Genomic DNA, 22179 nt, shown 5'->3' with positions numbered 1-22179 from the left:
GCCGACACAGGCGAGGAGACCAGAATGCGGCCGCTGATCCTCAAGATGACCATGTCGCTTGACGGTTTCGTCGCCGATGCCGGGGGCGAGACGGGCTGGATGTTCGGCAGCGATCCCGAACCCAAGGCCTGGGGCGCGGCGCTGGTCGCGACCGCCGGGCTGCATCTGATGGGGAGCCGCACCTTCGAGGCGATGGCGCGCTGGTGGCCGGGCGCGGACGGTCCCTTCGCGGCGCCGATGAACGCCATTCCCAAGGCGGTCTTCTCGCGCCGTGCCGCCGCCATGCGCGCCGCCGCCGCGCCCGGCGCGGAGAGCGGCAATTGGGCCTCGGCGGCGATCCTCGAGGGCGATCTTGCCCCCGAGGTCGCGCGGCTGAAGGCGGCGGACGGCGCGCCCCTCCTGGCGCATGGCGGCGCGCGCTTCGGGCGCAGCCTCGTCACCGAGGGACTGGTCGATCGGCTGGTGCTGCTCGTCGTGCCGGTGGCGCTCGGGCGCGGCGCCGCGCTCTTCGCCGATCTTCCCGCCCCGCGCCGCTTCACGCTGCTGGAAAGCCGCGCCTTCCCCGGCGGCGCGGTGGCGCAGACCTACGCCCCGGCGACGCCGTAGCGGCGCGCGGCCGGGCGACGCCGGAGCGGCGGCGCGCGGTCCGGCGGCGCCGTGCGTGGCCTTACTTCGAAGGCTTGGCGCCGGGCGCCCCGCATTTGGCGAACCGGCCCTTGGCGTCGCGGCAGCGCGCGGCGGGGGCGGCGGCGGCGGGCGGGCATTTGGTGAACTTGCCCTTGGCATCGCGGCAAGGCGCCGCCTGCGCGCCGGACAGGGCCGTGAAGGACAGGGTGGCGGCGAGCAGAACGGCGCGGAACATGGGCACACTCTCCAACTTCGAGTCGAGTTGGCGCCGAGTGCAGCGTGAGTTGCGCGGTACGTCAATGGCTTGTGGGGAGTGGACGCAGGGTGCGGCGCATCCAGACAGCTGGGCCGCGCATGAGAATGGAGGCAAGGGTCGTAAAAATGCGGCAGCGGGTCGCCCGCTTGCCCTAGACTGTTCACAGCCATGAAGACATGCCCAATCCGGTGTTGGCTCGACCGGCGGGAGCAAAGAGGTAAGGCCCAATGATCGCGTGGAGTGTTTTGTCGCGAGCTCGATCGCTGCGGACAGATATGCAATTTCTGGCACAGGCCGGAGCCGTTCCGTTGCCGCTCTTCAAGACTATTATCCTAATCGCGTCAGTGGCCGTATCGTCGCTGTCCGTGATCCTCTTTTCGAGAGCGGCAAAGGAGCTTGTAAGCTCTGGTCGTCAGGAATACGACTACGCGCTTTACGCGGCTTTTCTGGGTTGCGCACTGCTCCTAGCGATAAGTTCTGGTGCGCGGGTCTGGTTTGGGAGCGCCGTGGGGCAGCATGTTGGCGCTCGGCTGCGCCGCCATCTATTCAGTTCCATAATATTTCAACCTATCGCCTTTTTCGAGGACAGACAATTGGGAGAGCTCGTCTCTCTGACCTCCTACGACGCGGCGCTTGTGGAGGGCGCGTTCCGTTCATCGCTCACCCCTCTCGCCAGAAACTGCAGCGTCATAGCCTTCTCGATGATCATGATCGCTGTGCATGATCTAACATTGTTCGTCGTTCTTATGATCAGCGCCCCTCTGCTCGCCTATGCCATCGCGTTGCTGGCCAGAAAGCAAGCCGCCCTATCAAACCAGATATTAAAGCAGAACGGGCGATTGGCGGCACATGTAGGAGAAAGCTTGGCAGCGATCGAGACGATTAAGTTTTCGGACCGGGAGGCCGGCTGCATCAGGATGATAAGCGCTCGGATTGACTCGATCCACAAGGAGGCACTCGTCTTATCAAGGAAGAGAGCCGAAACGCTGGCTTTCACGGCTCTATTATGCTGCCTTTATATCCTATTCTTGATCAAAGTTGGCTTATACGAGATCAGCGCCGGACACCTAAGCCGGAAAGATCTTTCGACCATCGAACTTTATCTCCTCCTGATCGCTGCGACCGGTGCCACGATCGGCAATTTGTGGAATGGCGTGAGCGACGCGCTTTCGGCGCTGCGCCGTATAAGCAGCTTTTGTCCCCACATAGTCGACGCGGAGCCGGCAAGGAACGGGAATACGGCCATCGAAGAGTTTCGGGCTCTCTCGGTTCAATCTCTCAGCTATGCCTATGGCAATCGCACCAGCGCCTTGGTATTAAAGCAGGTCTCATTCGAGGTGATTGGCTGTGAAAGCCTCGCCATCGTCGGTGCGTCGGGGTCAGGAAAGTCTACCATTGTTAGGCTTCTTCTAGGCCTAGATCGGGTCGTCTCCGGATGCATACGGATCAATGGAAGAGACATAAGCGACCTGGAGCCATCCACCCTCCGGTCCTATTTCAGCGTTGTGCCTCAGAACCCCTATATTTTCGCGGGAACGATCGAAGAAAATGTTCTTTGGGGACGGCCGGAGGCGAGCAGGAGCGAACTCCTTGCGGCTATACGGGATGCGCATATCCTCGATTTCGCGGAGGCGCTTCCGGAGGGAATTCGAACTCATGTCGGCGAGCGAGGCTCCCGACTATCTGGCGGTCAGCGGCAGCGAGTCGCCTTGGCGCGCGCATTTCTCATGGCCTCCCCGATCCTCATACTCGATGAGGGAACAAGCGCTTTGGATCCTGTGACGCAGAGCGCCATTCGCGAGGCGGTTCGGACAGTTTCCGCACAGCGATCGGTCATCATGATAACGCACGATCTAGAGATGGCGCGCGTCGCGGATCGCATTCTGGTGCTGAACAAGGGCGAGGTCGAGCGCGTGGGGACGCACGATCAGCTACTCGCGACGTCACCAACATATCGCGCGCTATTCGCCGATGCGTCCAACAGAGTAGACGAGACGGACCGCATCCGCGATGCGTAAGGTAGTGGCGCGATCGATCGCGACGCATCAGCCGCAAGCGCCTCGGCCCGCCGCAATAGCATCGTTGACCTGTCCACCGGCGAGCCATGACGGTGCACAAGCTTCAGGAGTGTTGGTCGGACCCCCTGATTTGTAAGCAAGTTCGAGAGGCGACGGGGAATGAGCAGGGCTTGGTGAAAGCGCGCCACGAAGCGCTGCGTGCCACCAACCAGACAATTCGTCTCGGCGCCGAGCCGCCGGTACGCGGCGGACTTCACGATCGCGGCTTGATTGGCACAAAGCACCGAAGTGGCCCGGTCCTCCAGCGTAGCGGACCAGTCTGGAATCCAGGTTTTGCCGGCATGGCTGACGAAGCGCCGAATGTCTGCGGCGCTATAGGCCCCGATCTCGTCAATGATCGCGCTGACATCGAAGCCCTGTGTCAATGCCGTGGTGACCGCCCTACTGATGAGCGGATGGCCCCAAAACGTCACGCCTTCGTGAAAGGCGAGATCATAGTCCAGCGTGATGTAGGTGCCGGTTTCGGTCATGCCCTCGTTACCGGGATTTGCGACACGATCGAGATCACCCATCCACGCTAAAATCAAGGCATGTCTCAGCATCGTTTGGGCTGTGGCGAAGGCGTTGATATCGCCAGGCTGAAGGCGGCGAAGATTGGAGACAAATGCGCTTGCAACTCCGGTCAAAACCTCCTTCTGATCGGTGAGAAGATTTGCACATGTGTAGACGATTGTGTTTACGTTGAAAGTTTCAGATATTATCCTCGAAACGAGAACATTGGAGATATCTCGCCACCGGCGCATCTCCTCCGAAATAAGGCTACTGTAGCGCCCCCCGCTATTCCGCTTGAAAACGAGCAGGCCTCGCCTTGGATCGTTGAGGACCAGGCAGCGGTTGCGGCCCGGCAAGACACGCACGATGTACTGAGCGTTCAGATTGATTATATGGCCCGCTTCCATGCTCATCTCTCGACGCCCGCCGCCTTCCATGGGTAAGCGGATCGCCAACCGATTGTACAGAATTACGAGATCAACGCCATGGGCAGAAAAGGAAATCGTCTCTCCCGCCGAGACCCTCAAGCAACCGCGGGGGGATCTTTGCACAGGATTGTCATACCCGGCACCAAGCGGCGCCATCACGCCGAGCGGCCGTGGATAGGTCTTGACGCAGCCGATCGGCCTGCGTGGGAGGGAGGCAAAATCAGCCTGGGCGATGCGCACCAACACGAGTGCGAAATTTGGTCTCAAGAGGAACCAAAGGCCTTCTACAGCATACACGTACTAAAACGCTCGCAGCGGCGCGCCGGTCGCTCTGCCAGCCTATGCGGCCGCCAGTGCGACGCCGAGAATTCGGCGCAATGGCCAAGCAGATTCAAGCCGTTGGCATCTCCATGCAGCGACCTAGCAAACCGCACCGGCAATGCCGATCAATGCTGAGGATGAGTGTCGCGGTTCGAACTCGCGCCTGGGATAAGCTCAAGCTCTTGGTTGTAGCAAATGGCGGAGCGGGAGGGATTCGAACCCTCGAGGAGCTTTGGACCCCTACACACTTTCCAGGCGTGCGCCTTCGACCACTCGGCCACCGCTCCCCGTGGGGGTCGCCCTAGCGGGATGCGGCGGGCTCTGCAAGTCAGTCGCGTGACAGCGGCGGCGGCGGTCAGCGATGGCCGCCTCGTCCGCCCCCGCCGCCGCGGTTGAAATGGCCGAAGGCGCCGCCGAAATGGCCCTGGGGCGCGCCGCCGGGGCGGCCGCCGCCACCGCCGGGCACGCCGGCGACGCCGGGCTGGCCGACGCCGCCGGCATGATCATGCCCGCCCCAGCCGCCGGCATGTCCGCCATTGTTCCAGCCGCCGGGGCGGCCGCCGCCGGTCCAGCCGCCGGGCCGCCCGCCGGTCCAGCCGCCCGGCCGGCCGGCGCCGTCATGATCATGGCCGCGCCAGCCGGCGCCGGCATGGCCCCAGCCCGGCCGGCCGGGTCCGACGCCGGACCAGCGATAGCGATGGCCCGCGCGATCGAAGGCCCAGACACCGCTGCCGGGATAATAATAGTCCCCATACCAGCCATAGCCGGGATAGCCGCCATAGCCGTAGCCATAGCCGAACGGCGCATCGATGCCGGCATAGCCATAATCATAGCCGCCGCCATACAGGCCGCCGGATACGCCGTAGCCGGCATAGCCGTCCTCGTAACAGCCGCCGAGCAGCAGCGCGCCGACCAAGGCGGCGAACGGCGCGGCGCGGCGCCAGCCGCTGCGGCGCGTGACCATCGTCTCGTCTCCAGATGCTCCGCGCGCCGGGCCGGACGGCCGGCGCGCAATCGGACCAGAAGAACGATCAGGCAACAGATCCGGTTCCGCGCGCCGATGCCGGGCTCAATAGCCCATCAGGCTGAACACCTCGCGGCGGCTGCGCTCGTCATCGCGGAAACAGCCCATCACGCGGCTGGTCGTCATCGCCACGCCGGGAGTGCGGACGCCGCGCGCGGTCATGCAGGCGTGGCTCGCCTCGATCACCACCGCTACGCCCAGCGGACGGAGATGCGACCAGATGCAATCGGCCACCTCGGCGGTAAGCCGCTCCTGCACCTGCAGCCGCCGCGCGAAGCCGTGCAGCACGCGCGCGAGCTTGGAGATGCCGACGACGCGGTCGCGCGGCAGATAGGCGATCGACGCCTTGCCGATGATCGGCGCCATATGATGTTCGCAATGCGACTGGAAGGGAATATCCTTCAGCAGCACCAGCGAATCATAGCCGCCCACCTCCTCGAAGGTGCGGCTGAGATGATGGCCCGGATCCTCGCCATAGCCGGCGCAATATTCGCGCCAGGCGCGCGCGACACGCTGCGGCGTATCGACCAGCCCCTCGCGGCCGGGATCATCCCCCGCCCAGCGGATGAGCGTGCGGATCGCCTCGGCCACATCCTCGGGCACGGGCAGCTTGGGGGGGCTGGCGACGAGATCGCCGTCTTCGGGTTCGCGCGTCATGACCTAGCCATGGCCGCCCCCGCCCCCCCTGGCAAGACGCCCGCGGGGTCAGCCGTGCAGCTTGCGCGCGGTTTCGGCGACCAGCCGGCCCTGGAAGCGGGCACCCTCCAGCTCGGTCGTGCTCGGCTGGCGCGCGCCATCGCCGCCGGCGATGGTGGTGGCGCCATAGGGCGAGCCGCCCTTCACCTCGTCATGCCCCATCTGGCCCTGGAAGCTGTAGGGCAGGCCCACCACCACCATGCCGAAATGCAGCAGATTGGTGATGACGGAGAAGAGCGTCGTCTCCTGCCCGCCATGCTGGCTGGCGGTCGAGACGAAGGCCGAGCCGACCTTGCCGTTCAGCGCGCCGCGCGCCCACAGTCCGCCGGTCTGATCGAGAAAGGCGGCCATCTGGCTGGCGATCCGCCCATAGCGCGTGCCGGTGCCGATGATGATCGCATCATACTGCTCAAGCTCGTCCACGGTGGCGACGGGGGCCGCCTGGTCGAGCTTGTAATGGGCGGCGCGCGCCACCTCCTCGGGCACGGTCTCGGGAACGCGGCGGATCGCCACCTCGGCGCCGGTTTCGCGCGCACCCTCGGCCACCGCCTCGGCGAGCTGCTCCACATGCCCATAGGCCGAATGATAGAGGACCAGAATCTTCGCCACTGCACGTCTCCCGCAAAGCTGGGGCGGGCGCCTTGCCGTCCGCCGCGCACCGGCTCTACCGCGCCCCCTTCACTCCAGCCAGCACGATAGTGTGCGACGGCAAGTTTCCACTTTCTCGAACAGGCGCCCCTAGGCGCGCGTGCAACACGCGGAGATAAAAGGAAGAGCCGCGCCGCTCTTCACCTTCGCTTAAATCTGTTCTGGTTGAAGGCGGCGATGGATCGCGTTTCGCCCCCTGTTCCGCTCGGTGCGCGCCTGCTGCGGCGGGCGCGTCGCTTCGGCCGTGCCGAAGGCGGATCGGCGCTGCTCGAATTCGCCTTCGTCGCACCCGCGCTGATCGCCCTCATCCTCGCCGTTCTCGAACTCGCGCTGGTCTTCTTCGCGCAGCAGGCGCTCGAAACGGGCGTGGAGGCGGCGGCGCGCACGCTCGTCACCGGATCCGCCCAGGCGGCCGACATCAGCGGCGCGGCGGCCGGCATGAGCAAGGCCCAGCTGCAGGAGCGGTTCCGCCAGCAGGCCTGCGCGGCGCTGCCCTCCTTCCTGTCCTGCGCCAATCTGATGGTGGATGTGCAGAGCGCCAGCTCCTTCTCGCAGATCAGCACCGGCGCGCCGACGATCAGCTACGATGCCAATGGCGCGGTCACCAACAACTGGAGCTACGATACCGGCGGCGCCGGCTCGATCGTGATGCTGCGGCTCATGTATATCTGGCCCGTGCCGCTCGGACCGCTGGGCCTCAACTTCAGCAATGCGGGCGATGGCAAGCGCCTGTTGATCGCCACCTCGGTGGCCAAATCGGAGGCCTATTCGTGAGGCGCGGCCTGCTCGCGCGCCTGGCGCGTGCCGAGCGCGGCACGGCGCTGATCGAGTTCACGATCGTCGTGCCGGTCATGCTGATCCTCTATGTCGCCTCGGTGCAGGTGGCGGACGCGATCGCGTGCAGCCGCAAGGTGACGATCACCACCCGCGCGGTGGCCGATCTGATGGCGCAGAACACCAGCGGCACCACCAGCAAGGCCGAGATCCAGGGCATGCTCGCCGCCTCCACCCAGGTCATGGCCCCTTTCGCCACGAGCAGCGCCTTCATCCGCCTGTCCGAGGTGACGACGGACAATCAGGGCGTCAGCCGCGTGGTGTGGAGCCAGGCGATGAACGGCGCGCCGCTGGCCGCCAACGCCGTCTACCCCCTCCCCACGGCCATGAAGATCCCGGGCGTTTACCTGCTGCTGGCCGAAGTCAATTATAGCTACAAGCCGTCGGTGGACTTCGGCTTCATGACATCCAAGACGCTGTCGGACTCGATCTACATGGTCCCGCGCAACACCAACAACATCACTTGCTCCGATTGCTGAGAGAGACATAGCATGTTTCGGCGACTCCTCGCGCGCGCTGCCCGGTCGGATCGTGGCAATGTGCTGATGATCACGGGCTTCTCGCTGCTGCCGCTGACCTTCGCGGCCGGCATGGGGATCGATTACGCGCGCGCCATGAAGGCGCAGACCAAGCTCAACGCGATCGCCGACGCCGCCGCGCTGACCGCGGTGAGCAAGCCCGCCATGGCGATCACCGACGATCTCGCGGGCGCCACCGCGCTCCAGATGTTCAGCCTCCAGGCGTCCGCGCTCGTCGCCGCCAAGACGGTGACGATCACCTCGCTCAACGCCAGCGCCGTCACCGACAATAATGGCAAGCGCACCGCCGTCGTCAGCTACACCGCCGATTCGCCCAACAGCTTCGCGGGCATTCTCGGCAGCCCGGTGCTGCATATCCGCGGCACCTCGACGACGACCAACGCGCTCGCCCCCGACATCGATTTCTACATGCTGCTCGACGTGTCGGCGTCGATGGCGCTGCCCACCACCACCGCCGGCCTGTCGCAAGTCGCCGCGAGCAACAGCAAGAAGTGCGAATTCGCCTGCCACTCGCAGAACGACACCAAGGGCACGGCCAAGGATGGCAGCACCACCGATCTCTACGGCGTCGCCAAATCCTATGGGCTGACGCTGCGGATCGACGAGGAGGGCACCGCCACCTCCAAGCTCACCGCCGACGCGCAGAGCACCGCCAGCAAGAACGGCGCGACCTACCAGATGGCGATCGCCACCTTCCGCGGCGCCGGCGGCTTCTCGGTGCTGCAGCCGCTGACCCCGGACCTGAACACCGCCGCCACCAAGACGACCGGCCTCACGCCCTTCAACTATTACAAGAACAGCTGCCCGACCTCGGCCTGCAAATCGTCCGAGATCGGCTATAACGATCAGGATACGGGCAGCAGCGACGCCTTCGACCAGATGAACGCGCTGATCCCCACCCCCAGCACCGGCGTGAAAGGCAACCGGCCTCAGGCGGTGATGTTCGTCGTGACCGACGGAATGCGCGACGAGCAGCGGCCCGGCGGCCGCCCCGAAGTGGCGTTCGACACCAACAAATGCGCGACGCTGAAGCAGCGCGGCATCCGCATCGCCATCCTCTATACCGAATATCTGCCCGAATCGATGACGGGCGACAGCTGGTCGCAGACCAATGTCGCGCCCTATCTCTACAAGGTCGAGCCCGCGCTCCAGGCCTGCGCCTCGCCCGGCCTCTACACCAAGGTCTCGACCAACGACGACATCTACACCGCGCTCGACAATCTCTTCCAGTCCGCCGTGGCGACCGCGCGCATCACCAACTGACCGGCCGGGGGCGGGCGTGAAGCGTAACGCCTGAAACAAAGCGTCGGTGAGGGGAAAAGCCGGAAAAGCTGGTGGCCCCAGAGGGACTCGAACCCCCGACCTGCGGTTTAGGAAACCGTCGCTCTATCCTGCTGAGCTATGGAGCCACGGCTGCCTTCCCTAGTTTCGCGGGCCGGTCGGGTCAACGCGGATGCGGCGCCCGACCGGCGGGCGGTCAGCCGATCTTGAGGTGGTTGCGGCCGCGCACGCGGTTGTTCTTCTTCTTGAGGATGGCGGCGTTGGCGGCATCCTGGCGGGCATGGACGAGCCGCTTGTCGCGCTCGGTCAGATGCCCGCCATGGGCGGCGCGCAGCTGGTCCTCGTACCGCTTGATCGACGCCTGCTGGTCCTTGAGCCGCGCCGCCTCGCGATGCGTGAGCTTGCCGGAGCGCACCCCGGCATCGATCCGCCGCTCCTGGTTGAGCTGGCGCGCATTGACGGGCCCCTGGGCGGAGGCGGCCGTGGCGGCAAGCGCGGCACCGGCGAACAGGAAAGCGGTGAGCGTGCGCATGGAAATCTCCTGAAAACGATCCGAGAGAGGGAAGAACGTAGCGCCGCCGCAAAGGGTTCGCCGGCCGGACGCCGCATCGCACGCACCTATGTGAAAGGCCGGAACGCGCGCGCCCCGAAGCGCGCTTCCGCCTCCCTGCCGATCGGGCACGAGCATGAGGAGAGAGGCGCATGGCGCAGAAGGGCGCGGGCGGAAACGCCGGGGCGATCACCAAGAAGGGCGGCGATCAGGCCAGCGGCAGCACCGGTACCGGGCGCGGCGGCGGCAAGACGGGAAAGACCGGCAAAAGCGGCTGAGCGCGCGGCCGGCGCGCGCGCCTAATTGTCGCGGCCGGAGCCGCGGACCGGCAGCGGCAGCGGCAGGATGTCGATGCCGTCCGCCACCAGCGCCCGCGCCTCGCCGAGCGTCGCCTGGCCATGGATGGCGCGGCTTTCGGCCTCGCCCTCGTGCATCGCCCGCGCTTCCTCGGCGAAGCGCGCGCCGACATGTTCCGAACCCGCCAGCATCCGCGCCTGGAGCGCCGCGAGCGCGCGCAGCGCCGCCTCGCGCTCGGGCGCCGGGGCGCCGCCTTCCCGCGCCTGTGGAACGGGTGCGCGCGTCCGCGCCAGGCGCGGCGCCATCGGCGCCTTTTCCACGCGCCGATCCTCGCACATCGGACAGACCACCAGGCCACGCGCCTGTTGCGCGGCATAGTCGTCCTGGCTGGCGAACCAGGCCTCGAACACATGGCCGTTGGCGCAGGCGAGATCGAACACGATCATGGTCCGATCCGCCGCACCGTGGGAATGGCGCGGCGATGCGCGAGCACCGGTATCCGCTGCCGCGCCGCCGTCACTCGCGCGGGATCGATCTCGACAAAGGCGAGGCCCGGCGTCGCTCCCATATCGAGCAGGATCTCGCCCCAGGGATCGACCACCAGCGAATGGCCGTAGGTCTCGCGGCCATCGTCATGGCGCCCGGTCTGCGCCGCTGCGATCACGAAGGCGCCAGCCTCGATCGCGCGGGCACGGAGCAGCACATGCCAATGCGCGGCGCCGGTCGGCACGGTGAAGGCGGCCGGCACCGCGAGCACGGTCGCACCGGCATCGGAGAGCGCGCGATAGAGATCGGGGAAGCGGAGATCGTAGCAGATGGTCGGGCCGAGCGCGCCCGCCGGCGTATCGACCACCAGCGCCGCCTCGCCCGGCGCGTAGGCGGCCGATTCGCGCCAGCTTTCGCCGTTCGGCAGTTCCACGTCGAACAGGTGGAGCTTGTCGTAGCGGGCGCGGATCGCGCCCGTCCCGTCGATCACGAAGCCGCGATTGACGCACAGACCCGCCGCGTCGGGATCGCGCAGCGCCAGCGATCCGAGATGCAGCCACAGGCCGAGCCGCGCCGCCGTCGCGCGGGCGGCGGCAAGCACCGGATCGCGCGCTTCATCGGTGATGCGCGGACCGGCGCGCGTGCGATCGCGATCGATCAGCCCGGTCATCTCCGGGGTGAAGAGCATCGCCGCCCCGCCGGCCGCCGCCGCCTCCATCGCCGCGACGAGCGTCCGCTGATTCGCGGCGGGATCGATGCCGCTCGTCATCTGGAGAAGGGCGACGCGCATCGCCGCGCTCAGCCGGCGAGCAGCGGATCGAGCCCGCCGGCGCGGTCGAGCGCGGCGAGATCGTCCGATCCGCCGATCGCGCGATCGTCGATGAAGATTTGCGGCACCGTCATCGCATCCGGCTTGCGCGCCAGCATCTCGGCGCGCTTGGGGCCGCCCATGGTGATGTCGTATTCGATCGGCTCGACGCCCTTCTGGGCGAGCAGCCGCAGCGCCCGCACGCAATAGGGGCATCCCATCTTGGTGTAGATCTCGACCTTGGCCACCGCGTCTTCCTTGCCGACCACCCGGATCCTGCCGGACGTGCGGACCTGTGGACGCGAGGGCCGCTTGTCAACCGCGCGCCCGACGCCGCGCACCGCGGCCGCTCAAGCGGAGGCGCCCGGCGGCGGCGTCCGCGCCCAGCAGCGCAGATGCACCGCTTGCGCGCCGGCCGCGCGCAGCGCCGCCGCGCAGGCCCCCGCCGTCGCGCCGCTGGTGACGACATCGTCGATCAGCACCACCGCGCGGCCCGCCAGCATCGGCCGACGATGCGGCGGCACGACAAAGGCCTCGGCCACAGCCGCGCGGCGTGCGGCGCGGCCGAGCCCGCGCAGCAGCGGCGTGGCGCGGCGCCGCACCAGCAGATCGGGCGGGCAGGCATGAGGCCGGCCCCGCGCCAGCGCGCGGGCGAGGAGCAGCGCCTGATTATAGCCGCGACGCCATAGCCGCGCGCGATGCAGCGGCACCGCCACCAGCAGCGCGTCGGGCGGGCAATCCTGCAGGAGGCCGCGCATCAGCCGCGCCATGGTGCGCGCCAGCGCCGGCCGGCCCTGCTTGAGCCGCAGCACCACGGTGCGCGCCGCGCCCGCATAGAAGAGCAGCGCCCGCGCGCTGTCCAGCCGCGCCCCGGCGCTGGCCAGAAGGTCGGCGGCGCAATCCTCGGGCACAAAATCGAGCAGCCGCCAGCATGCGGCGCAGAACAGATGATCGCCCAGCACCACCGTGCCGCAGCCCGGGCAGCGTGGCGGCAAGGCATAGCCGATCAGCGCGGCAAGCAGGGTGCGGGACAGGCGGCGGAGCGACACGCCGCCGGTCTCGCCCGCGCGCGGCGATGCGGGCAAGTTGGGGATGATGCGCGGCGCCCCTCCCCCGCGCCCCTTGCCGCGACCGCACGGCGCGCGCACAAGCGCCGCATGACCGATGCCGCGCCAGAGATTTTCGACCGCCAGCGCCGCCGCGTGCGCCGCGACCGCGCGGCCGCCCGCATCGCCACCCACGGTTTTCTCGTCGATCATATCGCCGACGAGCTGCTCGGCCGGCTGGATGGCGTGGACCGGCGCTTCACGCGCGCGCTGCTGATCGGGGCCTCGCCGCGCCTGGCGGACGCGCTGGCGGCGCAGGGGATCACGACGCTGACGGTGGACGCAGGCTATGCGCTCGCGCGGGCGGCGGGCGGTATCCAGGCCGATGAGGATCGCCTGCCCATCGCCGATGGCAGCATGGATCTCGTCCTGTCCGCCGGTGTGCTCGACAGTGTCAACGATCTGCCGGGCGCCTTGCTGCTGATCCGCCGGCTGCTGCGGCCCGATGGCCTGTTCCTCGCCGGCTTCGCAGGCGCCGGATCGCTGCCGCGGCTGCGCGCGGCCATGCTCGCCGCCGATCTGCTCGGGCGCGGCGCCGCACCCCGGCTCCATCCGCAGATCGACGTGCGCGGCGCGGGCGATCTGCTCGGCCGCGCGGGCTTCACCCTGCAGGTGGCGGACGGCGAAGGGCTGGACGTGCGCTATCGCGATATGGACGCGCTGCTCGCCGATCTCCGCTTCTCCGGCCTGGGCAGCGTGCTCGCCGAGCGCGGGCCGGCGCTGGACCGGATGCAGGCGGCGCAGGCCCATGCGCATTTTCTCGCCGGCGCCGATCCGGACGGGCGCGTCACCGAGCGGTTCGAGCTGGTCTATTGCACCGCCTGGTCGCCCGATCCCAGCCAGCCCCGGCCGGCGCGGCGCGGCAGCGCCACCGCCTCGCTCGCCGCCGCGCTCAGGCCGCCGGCCTGACCGCGATGGAGACGCCACCGCGCGTCGCGACCGAGGCGGACATCACCGCGCTCGCCGCGCTCAAGGTCCGCACCTTTCGCGAAACCTTTCTTGAGGATTTCGCCATCCCCTATCCGCCGCGCGATCTGGCGGCGTTCGAGCGGCGCTATTATGCGCCCGCGCGGATCGCGGCCGAGCTGGACGATCCCGCGCGGCTGACGCTGGTGAGCGAAACGGCCGACGGCCTGATCGGCTATGCGCAGATCGGCCCGTGCCGGCTTCCGCATGAAGAGGCCCGGCCCGAGCAGGGCGAGCTGTACCAGCTCTATGTCGCGCGGCCGGGCCAGGGCCGCGGCTTCGGGCGCCTTCTCCTGGCGGCGGCGCTGGCGGCGCTGGAGAGCCGCTTCCCCGGCCCGCATTGGCTCGGCGTCTGGTCGGGCAATCACCGCGCCCAGGCCGTGTACCGCGCGCGCGGCTTCGAGCCGGTGGGCAGCTACGCCTTCGCGGTGTGGGACTGGACCGATCACGAGCTGATCTTCCGCCGACCCGGCTGACCATCGGCCGAGCGGGCGCCGGCCAAAGCGGCGCGCCTGCCAAGCGACGGATATCACAGGTTTTCGCCAGCAATGTTTAATCGCGTCCACGAAGCGTCAGACTGGTTCTTGATCGATACGATTAAAGATATTCGGTGTTACTGTTTATGGTAAGATCAGTTACATCGAGTAACTGCGCCTAGATGCTTGACTCTACTTGAGTCGAATATTAGAGACCGCCCCGGCTAGTCGTGAGCGTGTTTGCCCCGGCGGCATCCTAGCCCGCTATCGACCTGTTCGATCCCGGCCGCCTTCTACGCACGGAGAGAGCAATGCACCGTTTTTCCCCTGCGCTGGTCGGCGCCACCCTGGCGCTCGCCCTCGGCACGCCGGTCGCCGCGCATCAGACGCGCAAACCCGCCCCCAGCATCAACGTGATGGCGGAAACGCCCGCGCAATGGCAGGCGCGCATCAACGAGAGCCTTGATCGCAATCTCGTCTATCCCACCATGTTGAGCACCGCGCCGGCGCCCGATGGCGTGGTGCGGATCGCTTTCCGGTGCAGCGAGACCGGCCAGCCCCAGGCGGTGCGGCTGATCGAGAGCGGCGGCTCGCACGCGCTCGATCGCGCCGCGCTGAAGGCGGTCGCCTCGATCGAGACGCTCCACCCGCTGCCCGCCGGCATCGACCATGATCGCGCCATGGAGGCCTGGATCGTCTTCGCCTCGGACGAGGCGGGCGTCGCCCGCCAGCGCCGCCTCCTCACCGAGCGGACGGAGCGCCTGGCGCGTCGCCTGCGCGAGAGTGATCCCCGCTACGCCGAGACCGCCCCGCTCATCATCGCGGCGGTCCACTGAGCCGCGCGGCGCGGCGGCGGCGCTCCGCCCGCCGCCGCGCCCCGCCTCACAGCAGCGCTTCCAGCAGGCCGATCAACGGGCGGTCGGGCGCGGGCATGGCGAGCCCGTGCAGCGCCACCGGGCGCACCCATTGCAGCGCCCGCGCCGCGCGGGGCTGCGGCTGGCCGTGCCATTTGCGGCAGACATGGAGCAGCAGCAGGATCTGCCGCGCGCCCACCGGCTCGCAGGCGAACACCGCCGGCGCCAGGCAGGCCGCCTCGACCCGGATGCCGAGTTCCTCGTCCAGCTCGCGCACCAGCGCCGCCACCGGCGTCTCGCCGGGCTCGATCTTGCCGCCCGGAAATTCCCACAGCCCGGCCTGCGCGCCATCGTCGCGCTGCTGCACCAGCACGCGGCCATCGGCATCGACCAGCGCCGCCGCCGCCACCAGGATCATGATCGAATCCCCTTGCGCAAAATCGGCAAACCACATGCTTTGTTAACGCCCTCGTCCGATAGCAAGCCCGAACGGCTTTCCGCCCGAGGAGTTCGCCCATGCGCCGCCCCGGCCGCCTGCTGTCCGATGCGGGCGGCGCCACAGCGATCGAATATGGCCTTATCTGCGGGCTCATCATTGTCGCGCTGCTCGGCGGGCTGGCGCTGCTCGGCGATGGCGCGGTGGGCCTGATCGGCTCCGTGGCCACGCGGGTAAATCAAGTCGGCTGAGGCTCTTAAGCTTTTAGTTACCGCCAGCGGGTACAGCCCGTGTTGCAGACCCAAAGGGGCTCGCCGGGTAAACCATCGCAGCGGACGTAGGAGATTTTTACGATGCGCAAGTTCATCAAGAACAACAAGGGCGCCACCGCCATTGAGTACGGCCTGATCGCCTCGCTCATCGCCATCGCCGCCATCGGTGGCATGTCGGCGCTCGGCACCAAGCTGAGCAGCACCTTCACCAACGTGTCGAACAACCTGAAGTAAGATCAGGCGCGGCGCCTCCAGGCGCCGCGATGCGCGACAAGACGCCCCGGGTCGGCCCGTCCGCCCCGGGGCGTTGCGCGTTCGGCGCGCGTCAGGCGATCGCCAGATATTTCTCGCGCCGCCGCGCCCGCAGCGCCTGCGGCTCGAGGCCGTCGAACCGCTGCAGCTCTTCCACCAGCGCCTGGCCGAGCGTGGCGATCGCCTGCTCGCGCGCGCGATGGGCGCCGCCCAGCGGCTCGGGCACGATGCGATCGACGATTCCGAGCTTGGCGAGATCCTGCGCGGTCACCTTCATCGCCTCGGCGGCGTCGGCAGCGCGTTCGGCGGTGCGCCACAGGATCGAGGCGCAGCCTTCCGGCGAGATCACCGAATAGACGGCATGCTCGAACATCAGCAGCCGGTTGGCGGAGGCGAGCGCGACCGCGCCGCCCGATCCGCCCTCGCCGACGATCGCCGCCACCAGCGGCACGCCGAGCGCGAGGCACGCTTCGGTCGAGCGCGCGATGGCCTCGGCCTGGCCGCGCTCCTCGGCCTGCACGCCCGGAAAGGCGCCGGACGTATCCACCAGCGTCACCACCGGCAGGCCGAAGCGATCGGCCAGCTCCATCAGCCGAATCGCCTTGCGATAGCCCTCGGGCTTGGCCATGCCGAAATTGTGGCGCAGCCGGCTGGCGGTATCGTCGCCCTTTTCATGGCCGATCACCATTACGCGGCGGCCGCCGATCCGCCCCAGCCCGCCGATGATGGCGAGATCGTCGGCAAAGGCGCGATCGCCCGCCAGCGGCATGAAATCCGTCACGAAGCCGGCGAGATAATCCTTCAGATGCGGCCGCTGCGGGTGCCGCGCCACCTGCGTCTTCTGCCAGGGGCTGAGCTTGGCATAGGTATCGCGGAGCATCTTCTCCGCCTTGGCCTCGAGCTTCGACACCTCCTGCTCGATATCGAGCGCGCCGGCATCGGCGGTGGCACGAAGCTCGGCGACGCGCGCGGTCAGCTCGGCGATCGGCTTTTCAAAGTCGAGAAACTGCATGGCGGAGCCGGTTAAGCCGTGGGGGAAGCGCCGTCAACGCAGAGCATGGCGAGCGGATGGCGGGCATTGACCAGCGCGACCAGCCGGGCGCTGTCGACATGGGTGTAGATCTGCGTGGTGGCGATGTCGGCATGGCCCAGCATCGCCTGCAGTGCGCGCAGATCCGCGCCCCCCTCCAGCAAATGGGTGGCGAAGGCATGGCGCAGCACGTGCGGGCTGATCCGCTCGGGCGGGATGCCCGCCTCGGCGCCGAGCGCGCGGACCAGCTGGTAGAGGCGGATGCGGCTGAGATGCTTGGCGCCCGAGGGGAAGAGCCAGGGCTGGCCGGCGGGCACATGCGCCCGCCAGGCGGCCACCGCCGCAAGCGCCCGATCGGAGATCGGCACCAGCCGCTCGCGGCCGCCCTTGCCGGTGAGGATGCAATAGGGCTGGCCGTCGCGCACCGCGCCGCGCGGCAGCGAGACCAGCTCGGTGGCGCGCAGCCCCGATCCGTAGAGCAGCTCGAACAGCGCCGCGAGGCGGAGATCGAGCGGGCGCGGCGCGGCGACCGCCAGCCGCGCCGCCAGCGCCGCGAACAGCCGCTCGACATCGCCATGGCCGAGAATCTTGGGCAGGCCGCGCGGGATCTGGCCGCGCGGCAGCGCTCCGGACGGATCATCGGCCCGCGCGCCCTCATCCACCAGAAAGCCGAAGAAGCGCCGACACGCCGCCGATTTGCGCGCGATGCTGGCGCGGGCGAGCCCCTGCCAGCTCTCCGCCAGCCGGGCGAGCGCGGCGCCGTCCGCCTGCGCCAATCCGCCGTCGAGCACCGCCGAGGCGCCGCGCAGATCGGTGGCATAGGCGAGCAGCGTGTTGCGCGCCGCGCCCGATTCGGCGGCGAGCGCCTCGAGGAAGCGGGCGATCGCGCGGCCATCCTCGCCCGCCGCCATCGCCGCCGCCGCGCTCATGTCCGCATCAGCGCCTCGGCGGCGATCATCCGCGCCTCCGGCTCGAGCCCGACCGCGCGCAGCGCCGCCACGATATGGTAGAGGAAGACGGGCGAAACCTGCGTCCAGTCGCTGGTCTGCATGCCGGTGGCGGCGAGCAGCGCCACCGTGGCGGGCTCGCGCCGCGCCGCCGCCGCGTCGATCGCGCGGGTCCAGCTGTTGGCGCTGGCGAGCGGCACGCCCAGTTCGCCGCCCAGCCCATCGACGCGGGCGGGATCGAGCCGCCCCAGCCCGGCGAGCCCGGCGAAGAAAAGCTGGGCGCGCAGCCGCGCCGCGCCCCGGCCACCGCTGCCGAAGCCCGCCACGGCGCCGGCATCGAATCGCACAGAACCCGGCGCGCCGACCGCGAGCAGCGCGCGCGCCTCCTCGCCGGGCGTGCCGCGCAGCCCGGCCGCGATCGGCGCCCAGCGCGCCGCCGGCAGATCGAGCCCGGCCGAGAGCATCGCGGCGATCAGCCCCGGCGCGTCGTCGGCCTGGTCGGCGCTCGGCGCGATGCGCGCGGCGGCATAGGCGGTGAGCAGCTTGCCGGCATAGGCATCCCGCTCGGTGACGGGATCGGTCCAGAGCGTGCGCAGCGCGGCCATCCGGTCGCCCACATCGCGCGCGGCATAGGCGGCGCGCAGCCGGCCCGCCGGGCTCTGGTCCATCGCGAGCGGATCGCCCTCCTCGGCGGCGGCGGCATAGGCGTCGATCAGATCGCCCGCCGAGAGCACGCCGAGCGTCGCGGCGATGCGCGCGGCCCCCAGCCGCGCCGCGATCGGCAGCATCGGCGCGCGTGCCCGCCACGCCTGCATCGCCAGCGGCGCGCGGTCATAGAGGCTGTCGGGAATGGCGAAGCCCAGCGCGGCGCCGAGGCCGAACCGCCAGGGGGTGAGCATATCCACCTGATCCCAGCGGATGCCGGGCGCGCGCCGCGCATTGGTGCCGGCGCCGACGACGCGCTCGGCGAGCAGCAGATCGATGCCGCGCACCCCGTGCGCGCCGGCGCGGGCATGGTCGATCAGCGCGGAGGCGGTGCCGCTCTCGCCCGCGAGCCCCGCGCACATCGCCCGCGCCAGCGTCCAGACGCCGCCCTGGCCCGCGGCCTCGGCCTCGTCGGCGACCGGGCAGAGCGCGGCGGGATCGGCGCTCGCCAGCGCGGCGTCGAGCAGCGCGCTGCGAAGCGCCGGCGTGGCCCGGTCGCTGTCCACCGCCTGCGCCAGCAGCCGCGCGGCATCGGCCTCGCCCAGCCGCGCGAGCAGCGCCACCCGCGCCGCCACCCAATCCGCCGGATCGATGCCGGGCGGCGTGTCGCTCTCGGTGACGAGCGCGCGGCGCAGCAGCATGGCGACCCAGCGCGACGCCACCGGCGCATCGAGTCGGGTCATCAGCGTCGCGAGATAGCGGCCCGGCCGCGCGCCGAAGCCATCCTCGGCAAAGCCGGTGACGGCGGGCGAGACGATGCCGATTCGATCAAGGTCACGCCGGGCGCCGGCCGGCACATCCTGCTTGCGCAGCGCCTCGGCGGCGGCGGCGGCCTGGGCCTCCGCCACCTGATCGCGCGCCGTAGCCTGTTCGGCCTCGTCGATCTGCTCGGCGCTGGGCGGCGGCGGTGCCAGCGGCACCGGCGGGGCGGTGGCGGCGGCAGGAGCGGCCGCCGGCGCGGCGGGCGCCGGCCGCGCGGGCGCGGTGGGCGCCGGCGGCGTGGGATCGCCAAAGCCCGGCGGTAGGATGGATTGGGGGGATTGCTGGCCTTGCGCCGGCAATCCCGGCAGGAGCGCGCCGAGCGCGACGGCGAGCGCCAGCCCCGCCTTACTGCTTGGCCGCATCGCCGTTCAGCGTCACCACCTTCTCGATCCGGTGCGGCGGCACTTCGGCCGAGCGACGCGACAGCGCCACCAGCCCGCCGACGATCGCGATGAGGAGGATCAGGAGGATGATGGTGGCACGCGACATGCTCTAATCCGAAATGGCCGGTGGGAAGGGCGGAGGAAGCTGCTTTTGCCGTGCGGCGAGGCGCGTGTATAGCCCCGCCGCCATGTCTCGTTCCAGCCGCCACCGATCCCGCGCGCCGCAGCGCTTCACCCGACCGCTGGTGCTGGTCGGGCTGATGGGGGTCGGCAAGTCCACGGTCGGGCGCCGGCTGGCGACGCGGCTGACCCTGCCCTTCGTCGATGCGGATCGCGAGATCGAGGCGGCCGCCGGGCTGCCCATTCCGGAAATCTTCGCGCGCTACGGCGAGGCCGGCTTCCGCGATGGCGAGCGTCGCGTGATCGCGCGGCTGATCGACGGCCGGCCGCGCGTGGTCGCCACCGGCGGCGGCGCCTTCATGAACGACGAGACGCGCGCGCTCATCCTCGACAAGGCGATCGCGATCTGGCTCGACGCCGATGTCGATGTGCTCGCCGAGCGGGTCGGACGGCGCGGCGATCGCCCGCTGCTCGCCGGGCGCGATCCCCGCGCCGTGCTCACCGAACTCGCCGCCGTGCGCAACCCGGTCTATGCGCTCGCCCATATCCATATCCGGTCCGAGCCGCTGCCGCACGAGGCGACGGTGGACGCCATCATGAAGGCGCTGCAGCCATGATCGAAATCCCCGTAGCCCTGGGCGCGCGCAGCTATGTCGTCAGCATTGCCGAAGGCGGGCTCGACGAGGCCGGAACGCGGCTCGCCCCCTATGCCGCGCGCGGGCTGCTGCCGATCGTCACCGATGCCCATGTCGCGGCGGCGCAGCTGCCGCGCCTCGCCGCCAGCCTCGCCGCCGCCGGCATCGCGGCGCCCGTGCTCACCCTGCCGCCCGGCGAGGGCAGCAAGAGCTGGGGGCAGCTGGAAGCGCTGCTCGACGGGCTGCTCGCGCTCGGCATCGAGCGCGGCGATCATATCCTCGCGCTCGGCGGCGGCGTGATCGGCGATCTCGTCGGCTTCGCCGCCTCCATCCTCAAGCGCGGCTGCGGCTTCGTGCAGGTGCCGACGACGCTGCTCGCCCAGGTCGATTCCTCGGTCGGCGGCAAGACCGCGATCAACACGCGCGCGGGCAAGAATCTGGTCGGCACCTTCTACCAGCCGGCGCATGTGCTGATCGATCCGACCACGCTGGACAGCCTGCCCGCGCGCGAGCGCCGCGCCGGCTATGCCGAGGTGATGAAATACGGCCTGATCGACGATCCGGCCTTCTTCGCCTGGTGCGAGGCCGAGGGCGCGGCGCTGCTCGCCGGCGATCCGGCGGCGCGGCGCCACGCCATCGCCACCTCGGTCGCGGCCAAGGCGCGCATCGTCGCCGCCGACGAGCGCGAGACGGGCGGCACGCGCGCGCTGCTCAATCTCGGCCACACCTTCGGCCATGCGCTGGAGGCCGAGACGGGCTTTTCGGACCGGCTGCTCCATGGCGAGGCCGTGGCCTGCGGCATGGCGCTGGCCTTCCGCTTTTCGGTCGCGCAGGGTCTGTGCGCGGCCGAGGATGCCGCGCGCGTCGCCGCGCATATCGCCGGCGCCGGCCTTCCCGCCACGCTGGCCGAGGCCGGCATCGCCGCTTCGGGCGAAGCGCTGGTCGCGCATATGGCGCACGACAAGAAGCGCGAGGCGGGGCGCCTGCCCTTTCTGCTCGCGCGCGGCATCGGCCGGACCTTTCTCGCGCGCGATGTCGATCTCACGGCGGTGGCGCGCTTCCTCGATGCGGAGGCCGCGCGCTGATCGGCAGGGCGCGCGGGCGCGCCGCGCTCAACGGTAGCGGCGGAGCCAGGCGGTGCGCGCCCGCGTCTGCTTGGCCAGGCAGGCTGGACGGTTGAGCTGCTCGATCGTGCCGGCGCCAGGCGCCGTCGAAAGCGGGCAGGCCGCGTCGCGCCGGCCGATCCAGTCGCGCTGCGCGGCCCGCAGCATCGCCTGCCGCGCCGGCGGCAGACGCCGCATCACCGCGCGATAGGTGGCGTTGAGCGTCGCGTCGGCGCGCCGATAGTCGGCGCCGAAACACGCCGCCATCGCGAGCGTGACGCCCTGCGCCGCGGCGCCGCTGCCGAGACATTGATCGAGCGGGGTGGCGGGCTTGGGCGCGGCGGCGGCCGCCAGCGCCAGCGCCAGCATCAGCATGGCCGGTCGCCCGCCGTCGGCGGTGACGCCGCGATGCGATCGGCGCCGGCGGTGCTCCGGCCCGCCCGCAGCGCGCGGACGGCGAGCAGCAGCCAGCCGAGGATGAGCGCGGCGCCTCCCAGCGGCGTGATCGCGCCGAACCAGCGCGGCGCACCAAAGGCCATCAGGTAGAGCGTGCCGGCGAACAGGCCGCCGCCGCCGACGAAGCACCAGCCCGCCGCCCGGCCGCCCGGCCGCGCCATCACCGTAAGCGCGGCCACGGCATGGATCAGCTGATAATGGGCGCCGGTGCGCAGCCATTCGGCGGCGGGGCCGGTGGCGCCATGCGCGCCATAGGCGCCGGCCGCCACCGCCATGGCGCCGGCCAGCGCCGCGCACGCGTCCAGCAGCAT

The 22179-nt window shown here is 69.7% G+C and carries 29 protein-coding genes, 2 tRNA genes and 1 pseudogene; 13 read left to right on the top strand and 19 right to left on the bottom strand.

All coding sequences use genetic code 11. From position 1 onward, the window contains the following. Positions 1-24 precede the first annotated feature (24 nt). Positions 25-606, top strand: coding sequence for a dihydrofolate reductase family protein (locus LHA26_RS13030; RefSeq protein ID WP_252166027.1), 582 nt, complete (start codon positions 25-27; stop codon positions 604-606). A gap of 61 nt (positions 607-667) precedes the next feature. Here LHA26_RS13030 and LHA26_RS13025 read toward each other — a convergent pair whose 3' ends face one another. Continuing rightward, entirely contained in the window at positions 668-862 is a 195-nt protein-coding gene (locus tag LHA26_RS13025; RefSeq protein WP_252166026.1) for a hypothetical protein, read from the bottom strand. Positions 863-1191: 329 nt separating this feature from the next. On the opposite strand from LHA26_RS13025, the gene LHA26_RS13020 reads away from it, so the two are divergent. Continuing rightward, positions 1192-2901 carry an ABC transporter ATP-binding protein gene (locus LHA26_RS13020; RefSeq protein WP_252166025.1) on the top strand — a complete coding sequence of 570 codons (1710 nt, stop codon included), beginning with the start codon at positions 1192-1194 and terminating at the stop codon, positions 2899-2901. Here LHA26_RS13020 and LHA26_RS13015 read toward each other — a convergent pair. From LHA26_RS13015 to wrbA, 5 genes are all read right to left on the bottom strand, one after another. Further along, a complete protein-coding gene (locus LHA26_RS13015) occupies positions 2811-4124 on the bottom strand; it encodes a hypothetical protein (protein ID WP_252166024.1) in 1314 nt (437 codons plus the stop codon). The genes LHA26_RS13020 and LHA26_RS13015 overlap by 91 nt on opposite strands. Positions 4125-4398: 274 nt before the next feature. Continuing rightward, positions 4399-4489: transfer RNA gene (locus tag LHA26_RS13010), tRNA-Ser, on the bottom strand. A 68-nt stretch (positions 4490-4557) separates the two neighbouring features. Beyond that, positions 4558-5166 (bottom strand): peptidase, encoded by a 609-nt coding sequence (locus tag LHA26_RS20070; RefSeq protein WP_302898001.1) that lies wholly within the window; start codon positions 5164-5166, stop codon positions 4558-4560. A 105-nt stretch (positions 5167-5271) separates the two neighbouring features. After that, positions 5272-5883: a GTP cyclohydrolase I FolE gene (gene folE, locus LHA26_RS13000; RefSeq protein WP_252166023.1), complete on the bottom strand. Its 612-nt coding sequence runs from the start codon at positions 5881-5883 to the stop codon at positions 5272-5274. Positions 5884-5931: 48 nt separating this feature from the next. Continuing rightward, positions 5932-6531 carry an NAD(P)H:quinone oxidoreductase gene (gene wrbA, locus LHA26_RS12995; RefSeq protein ID WP_252166022.1) on the bottom strand — a complete coding sequence of 200 codons (600 nt, stop codon included), beginning with the start codon at positions 6529-6531 and terminating at the stop codon, positions 5932-5934. A gap of 216 nt (positions 6532-6747) precedes the next feature. Between wrbA and LHA26_RS12990 the strand changes: the two genes are divergently transcribed. From LHA26_RS12990 to LHA26_RS12980, 3 genes are read left to right on the top strand one after another with little or no spacing between them, the layout of a single operon-like run. After that, positions 6748-7344, top strand: a complete 597-nt coding sequence (locus LHA26_RS12990) for a TadE/TadG family type IV pilus assembly protein (RefSeq protein ID WP_252166021.1) — start codon at positions 6748-6750, stop codon at positions 7342-7344. Then, positions 7341-7883 (top strand): TadE/TadG family type IV pilus assembly protein, encoded by a 543-nt coding sequence (locus LHA26_RS12985; RefSeq protein WP_252166020.1) that lies wholly within the window; start codon positions 7341-7343, stop codon positions 7881-7883. Before LHA26_RS12990 ends, LHA26_RS12985 begins: the two co-directional genes overlap by 4 nt. Before the next feature lie 12 nt (positions 7884-7895). After that, complete coding sequence (locus tag LHA26_RS12980; RefSeq protein ID WP_252166019.1) at positions 7896-9206, top strand: TadE/TadG family type IV pilus assembly protein; 1311 nt, start codon at positions 7896-7898, stop codon at positions 9204-9206. Positions 9207-9275: 69 nt separating this feature from the next. Here the strand turns inward: LHA26_RS12980 and LHA26_RS12975 are convergent. Together LHA26_RS12975 and LHA26_RS12970 are read right to left on the bottom strand one after the other, a co-directional pair. Next, positions 9276-9352: transfer RNA gene (locus LHA26_RS12975), tRNA-Arg, on the bottom strand. Positions 9353-9420: 68 nt separating this feature from the next. After that, complete coding sequence (locus tag LHA26_RS12970) at positions 9421-9756, bottom strand: hypothetical protein (RefSeq protein ID WP_252166018.1); 336 nt, start codon at positions 9754-9756, stop codon at positions 9421-9423. 170 nt (positions 9757-9926) lie between these two features. Here LHA26_RS12970 and LHA26_RS20065 point away from each other — a divergent pair, with 170 nt between their 5' ends. After that, the gene (locus LHA26_RS20065) at positions 9927-10052 is read left to right on the top strand and encodes a hypothetical protein (protein ID WP_302897999.1); all 126 of its coding nucleotides are present in this window, start codon (positions 9927-9929) and stop codon (positions 10050-10052) included. 21 nt (positions 10053-10073) lie between these two features. Here the strand turns inward: LHA26_RS20065 and LHA26_RS12965 are convergent, their stop codons facing one another. The 4 genes from LHA26_RS12965 to LHA26_RS12950 all read right to left on the bottom strand — a co-directional run bounded on the left by LHA26_RS12965 (position 10074) and on the right by LHA26_RS12950 (position 12450). After that, positions 10074-10517: a DUF1178 family protein gene (locus tag LHA26_RS12965; protein WP_252166017.1), complete on the bottom strand. Its 444-nt coding sequence runs from the start codon at positions 10515-10517 to the stop codon at positions 10074-10076. Next, positions 10514-11347, bottom strand: coding sequence for a carbon-nitrogen hydrolase family protein (locus LHA26_RS12960; RefSeq protein ID WP_252166016.1), 834 nt, complete (start codon positions 11345-11347; stop codon positions 10514-10516). Before LHA26_RS12960 ends, LHA26_RS12965 begins: the two co-directional genes overlap by 4 nt. Positions 11348-11355: 8 nt before the next feature. Continuing rightward, positions 11356-11613: a glutaredoxin 3 gene (gene grxC / locus LHA26_RS12955; protein WP_252166015.1), complete on the bottom strand. Its 258-nt coding sequence runs from the start codon at positions 11611-11613 to the stop codon at positions 11356-11358. A 102-nt stretch (positions 11614-11715) separates the two neighbouring features. Beyond that, positions 11716-12450 carry a ComF family protein gene (locus LHA26_RS12950; protein WP_252166014.1) on the bottom strand — a complete coding sequence of 245 codons (735 nt, stop codon included), beginning with the start codon at positions 12448-12450 and terminating at the stop codon, positions 11716-11718. Positions 12451-12522: 72 nt separating this feature from the next. Here LHA26_RS12950 and LHA26_RS12945 point away from each other — a divergent pair, with 72 nt between their 5' ends. From LHA26_RS12945 to LHA26_RS12935, 3 genes are all read left to right on the top strand, one after another. After that, complete coding sequence (locus tag LHA26_RS12945; protein WP_252166013.1) at positions 12523-13380, top strand: methyltransferase domain-containing protein; 858 nt, start codon at positions 12523-12525, stop codon at positions 13378-13380. A gap of 5 nt (positions 13381-13385) precedes the next feature. Beyond that, the gene (locus LHA26_RS12940; protein ID WP_252166012.1) at positions 13386-13913 is read left to right on the top strand and encodes a GNAT family N-acetyltransferase; all 528 of its coding nucleotides are present in this window, start codon (positions 13386-13388) and stop codon (positions 13911-13913) included. A gap of 311 nt (positions 13914-14224) precedes the next feature. Continuing rightward, positions 14225-14749, top strand: a complete 525-nt coding sequence (locus tag LHA26_RS12935; RefSeq protein WP_252166011.1) for an energy transducer TonB — start codon at positions 14225-14227, stop codon at positions 14747-14749. A 46-nt stretch (positions 14750-14795) separates the two neighbouring features. Here LHA26_RS12935 and LHA26_RS12930 read toward each other — a convergent pair whose 3' ends face one another. Continuing rightward, positions 14796-15185, bottom strand: a complete 390-nt coding sequence (locus tag LHA26_RS12930) for a (deoxy)nucleoside triphosphate pyrophosphohydrolase (RefSeq protein ID WP_252166010.1) — start codon at positions 15183-15185, stop codon at positions 14796-14798. A 98-nt stretch (positions 15186-15283) separates the two neighbouring features. On the opposite strand from LHA26_RS12930, the gene LHA26_RS12925 reads away from it, so the two are divergent. Together LHA26_RS12925 and LHA26_RS12920 are read left to right on the top strand one after the other, a co-directional pair. Further along, positions 15284-15454 carry a Flp family type IVb pilin gene (locus LHA26_RS12925; protein ID WP_252166009.1) on the top strand — a complete coding sequence of 57 codons (171 nt, stop codon included), beginning with the start codon at positions 15284-15286 and terminating at the stop codon, positions 15452-15454. Positions 15455-15556: 102 nt separating this feature from the next. Next, positions 15557-15709, top strand: coding sequence for a Flp family type IVb pilin (locus LHA26_RS12920; RefSeq protein WP_437441216.1), 153 nt, complete (start codon positions 15557-15559; stop codon positions 15707-15709). 91 nt (positions 15710-15800) lie between these two features. On the opposite strand, the gene LHA26_RS12915 is transcribed toward LHA26_RS12920, so the two are convergent. From LHA26_RS12915 to LHA26_RS12900, 4 genes are read right to left on the bottom strand one after another with little or no spacing between them, the layout of a single operon-like run. Continuing rightward, the gene (locus LHA26_RS12915) at positions 15801-16739 is read right to left on the bottom strand and encodes an acetyl-CoA carboxylase carboxyltransferase subunit alpha (RefSeq protein ID WP_252166008.1); all 939 of its coding nucleotides are present in this window, start codon (positions 16737-16739) and stop codon (positions 15801-15803) included. Positions 16740-16750: 11 nt separating this feature from the next. Continuing rightward, positions 16751-17686: a tyrosine-type recombinase/integrase gene (locus tag LHA26_RS12910; RefSeq protein WP_252166007.1), complete on the bottom strand. Its 936-nt coding sequence runs from the start codon at positions 17684-17686 to the stop codon at positions 16751-16753. Then, the gene (locus LHA26_RS12905) at positions 17683-19533 is read right to left on the bottom strand and encodes a hypothetical protein (protein WP_252166006.1); all 1851 of its coding nucleotides are present in this window, start codon (positions 19531-19533) and stop codon (positions 17683-17685) included. The genes LHA26_RS12910 and LHA26_RS12905 overlap by 4 nt, the downstream gene beginning before the upstream one ends. Beyond that, on the bottom strand, positions 19517-19660 hold the full coding sequence (locus tag LHA26_RS12900; protein WP_252166005.1) for a hypothetical protein: 144 nt from the start codon (positions 19658-19660) through the stop codon (positions 19517-19519). The genes LHA26_RS12905 and LHA26_RS12900 overlap by 17 nt, the downstream gene beginning before the upstream one ends. Before the next feature lie 82 nt (positions 19661-19742). Between LHA26_RS12900 and LHA26_RS12895 the strand changes: the two genes are divergently transcribed. Continuing rightward, the gene (locus LHA26_RS12895; protein WP_252166004.1) at positions 19743-20291 is read left to right on the top strand and encodes a shikimate kinase; all 549 of its coding nucleotides are present in this window, start codon (positions 19743-19745) and stop codon (positions 20289-20291) included. Continuing rightward, positions 20288-21394 (top strand): 3-dehydroquinate synthase, encoded by a 1107-nt coding sequence (gene aroB / locus LHA26_RS12890; protein ID WP_252166003.1) that lies wholly within the window; start codon positions 20288-20290, stop codon positions 21392-21394. Before LHA26_RS12895 ends, aroB begins: the two co-directional genes overlap by 4 nt. 27 nt (positions 21395-21421) lie before the next feature. On the opposite strand, the gene LHA26_RS12885 is transcribed toward aroB, so the two are convergent. Together LHA26_RS12885 and LHA26_RS12880 are read right to left on the bottom strand one after the other, a co-directional pair. Then, positions 21422-21787 (bottom strand): lysozyme inhibitor LprI family protein, encoded by a 366-nt coding sequence (locus tag LHA26_RS12885; RefSeq protein ID WP_252166002.1) that lies wholly within the window; start codon positions 21785-21787, stop codon positions 21422-21424. A 65-nt stretch (positions 21788-21852) separates the two neighbouring features. Further along, positions 21853-22179: pseudogene (locus tag LHA26_RS12880) on the bottom strand (DUF423 domain-containing protein); the annotation flags it as partial.

Origin of the sequence: Sphingomonas morindae (assembly GCF_023822065.1) — a bacterium.
In the GTDB taxonomy this organism is placed as follows: domain Bacteria; phylum Pseudomonadota; class Alphaproteobacteria; order Sphingomonadales; family Sphingomonadaceae; genus Solisphingomonas; species Solisphingomonas morindae.
Note: the sequence above shows the minus strand (reverse complement) of the source record. Positions and strands in the feature narration are given on the sequence as shown.

What these genes read in the sequence shown, in the direction of transcription:
- LHA26_RS13030 (WP_252166027.1), top strand. Translation starts at nt 25, where the DNA reads ATGCGGCCGCTGATCCTCAAGATGACCATGTCGCTTGACGGTTTCGTC.
- LHA26_RS13025 (WP_252166026.1), bottom strand. Translation starts at nt 862, where the DNA reads ATGTTCCGCGCCGTTCTGCTCGCCGCCACCCTGTCCTTCACGGCCCTG.
- LHA26_RS20070 (WP_302898001.1), bottom strand. Translation starts at nt 5,166, where the DNA reads ATGGTCACGCGCCGCAGCGGCTGGCGCCGCGCCGCGCCGTTCGCCGCC.
- folE (WP_252166023.1), bottom strand. Translation starts at nt 5,883, where the DNA reads ATGACGCGCGAACCCGAAGACGGCGATCTCGTCGCCAGCCCCCCCAAG.
- LHA26_RS12990 (WP_252166021.1), top strand. Translation starts at nt 6,748, where the DNA reads ATGGATCGCGTTTCGCCCCCTGTTCCGCTCGGTGCGCGCCTGCTGCGG.
- LHA26_RS12980 (WP_252166019.1), top strand. Translation starts at nt 7,896, where the DNA reads ATGTTTCGGCGACTCCTCGCGCGCGCTGCCCGGTCGGATCGTGGCAAT.
- LHA26_RS12970 (WP_252166018.1), bottom strand. Translation starts at nt 9,756, where the DNA reads ATGCGCACGCTCACCGCTTTCCTGTTCGCCGGTGCCGCGCTTGCCGCC.
- LHA26_RS20065 (WP_302897999.1), top strand. Translation starts at nt 9,927, where the DNA reads ATGGCGCAGAAGGGCGCGGGCGGAAACGCCGGGGCGATCACCAAGAAG.
- LHA26_RS12965 (WP_252166017.1), bottom strand. Translation starts at nt 10,517, where the DNA reads ATGATCGTGTTCGATCTCGCCTGCGCCAACGGCCATGTGTTCGAGGCC.
- LHA26_RS12960 (WP_252166016.1), bottom strand. Translation starts at nt 11,347, where the DNA reads ATGCGCGTCGCCCTTCTCCAGATGACGAGCGGCATCGATCCCGCCGCG.
- LHA26_RS12945 (WP_252166013.1), top strand. Translation starts at nt 12,523, where the DNA reads ATGACCGATGCCGCGCCAGAGATTTTCGACCGCCAGCGCCGCCGCGTG.
- LHA26_RS12940 (WP_252166012.1), top strand. Translation starts at nt 13,386, where the DNA reads ATGGAGACGCCACCGCGCGTCGCGACCGAGGCGGACATCACCGCGCTC.
- LHA26_RS12935 (WP_252166011.1), top strand. Translation starts at nt 14,225, where the DNA reads ATGCACCGTTTTTCCCCTGCGCTGGTCGGCGCCACCCTGGCGCTCGCC.
- LHA26_RS12930 (WP_252166010.1), bottom strand. Translation starts at nt 15,185, where the DNA reads ATGATCCTGGTGGCGGCGGCGGCGCTGGTCGATGCCGATGGCCGCGTG.
- LHA26_RS12925 (WP_252166009.1), top strand. Translation starts at nt 15,284, where the DNA reads ATGCGCCGCCCCGGCCGCCTGCTGTCCGATGCGGGCGGCGCCACAGCG.
- LHA26_RS12920 (WP_437441216.1), top strand. Translation starts at nt 15,557, where the DNA reads ATGCGCAAGTTCATCAAGAACAACAAGGGCGCCACCGCCATTGAGTAC.
- LHA26_RS12915 (WP_252166008.1), bottom strand. Translation starts at nt 16,739, where the DNA reads ATGCAGTTTCTCGACTTTGAAAAGCCGATCGCCGAGCTGACCGCGCGC.
- LHA26_RS12910 (WP_252166007.1), bottom strand. Translation starts at nt 17,686, where the DNA reads ATGAGCGCGGCGGCGGCGATGGCGGCGGGCGAGGATGGCCGCGCGATC.
- LHA26_RS12905 (WP_252166006.1), bottom strand. Translation starts at nt 19,533, where the DNA reads ATGCGGCCAAGCAGTAAGGCGGGGCTGGCGCTCGCCGTCGCGCTCGGC.
- LHA26_RS12900 (WP_252166005.1), bottom strand. Translation starts at nt 19,660, where the DNA reads ATGTCGCGTGCCACCATCATCCTCCTGATCCTCCTCATCGCGATCGTC.
- LHA26_RS12895 (WP_252166004.1), top strand. Translation starts at nt 19,743, where the DNA reads ATGTCTCGTTCCAGCCGCCACCGATCCCGCGCGCCGCAGCGCTTCACC.
- aroB (WP_252166003.1), top strand. Translation starts at nt 20,288, where the DNA reads ATGATCGAAATCCCCGTAGCCCTGGGCGCGCGCAGCTATGTCGTCAGC.
- LHA26_RS12885 (WP_252166002.1), bottom strand. Translation starts at nt 21,787, where the DNA reads ATGCTGATGCTGGCGCTGGCGCTGGCGGCCGCCGCCGCGCCCAAGCCC.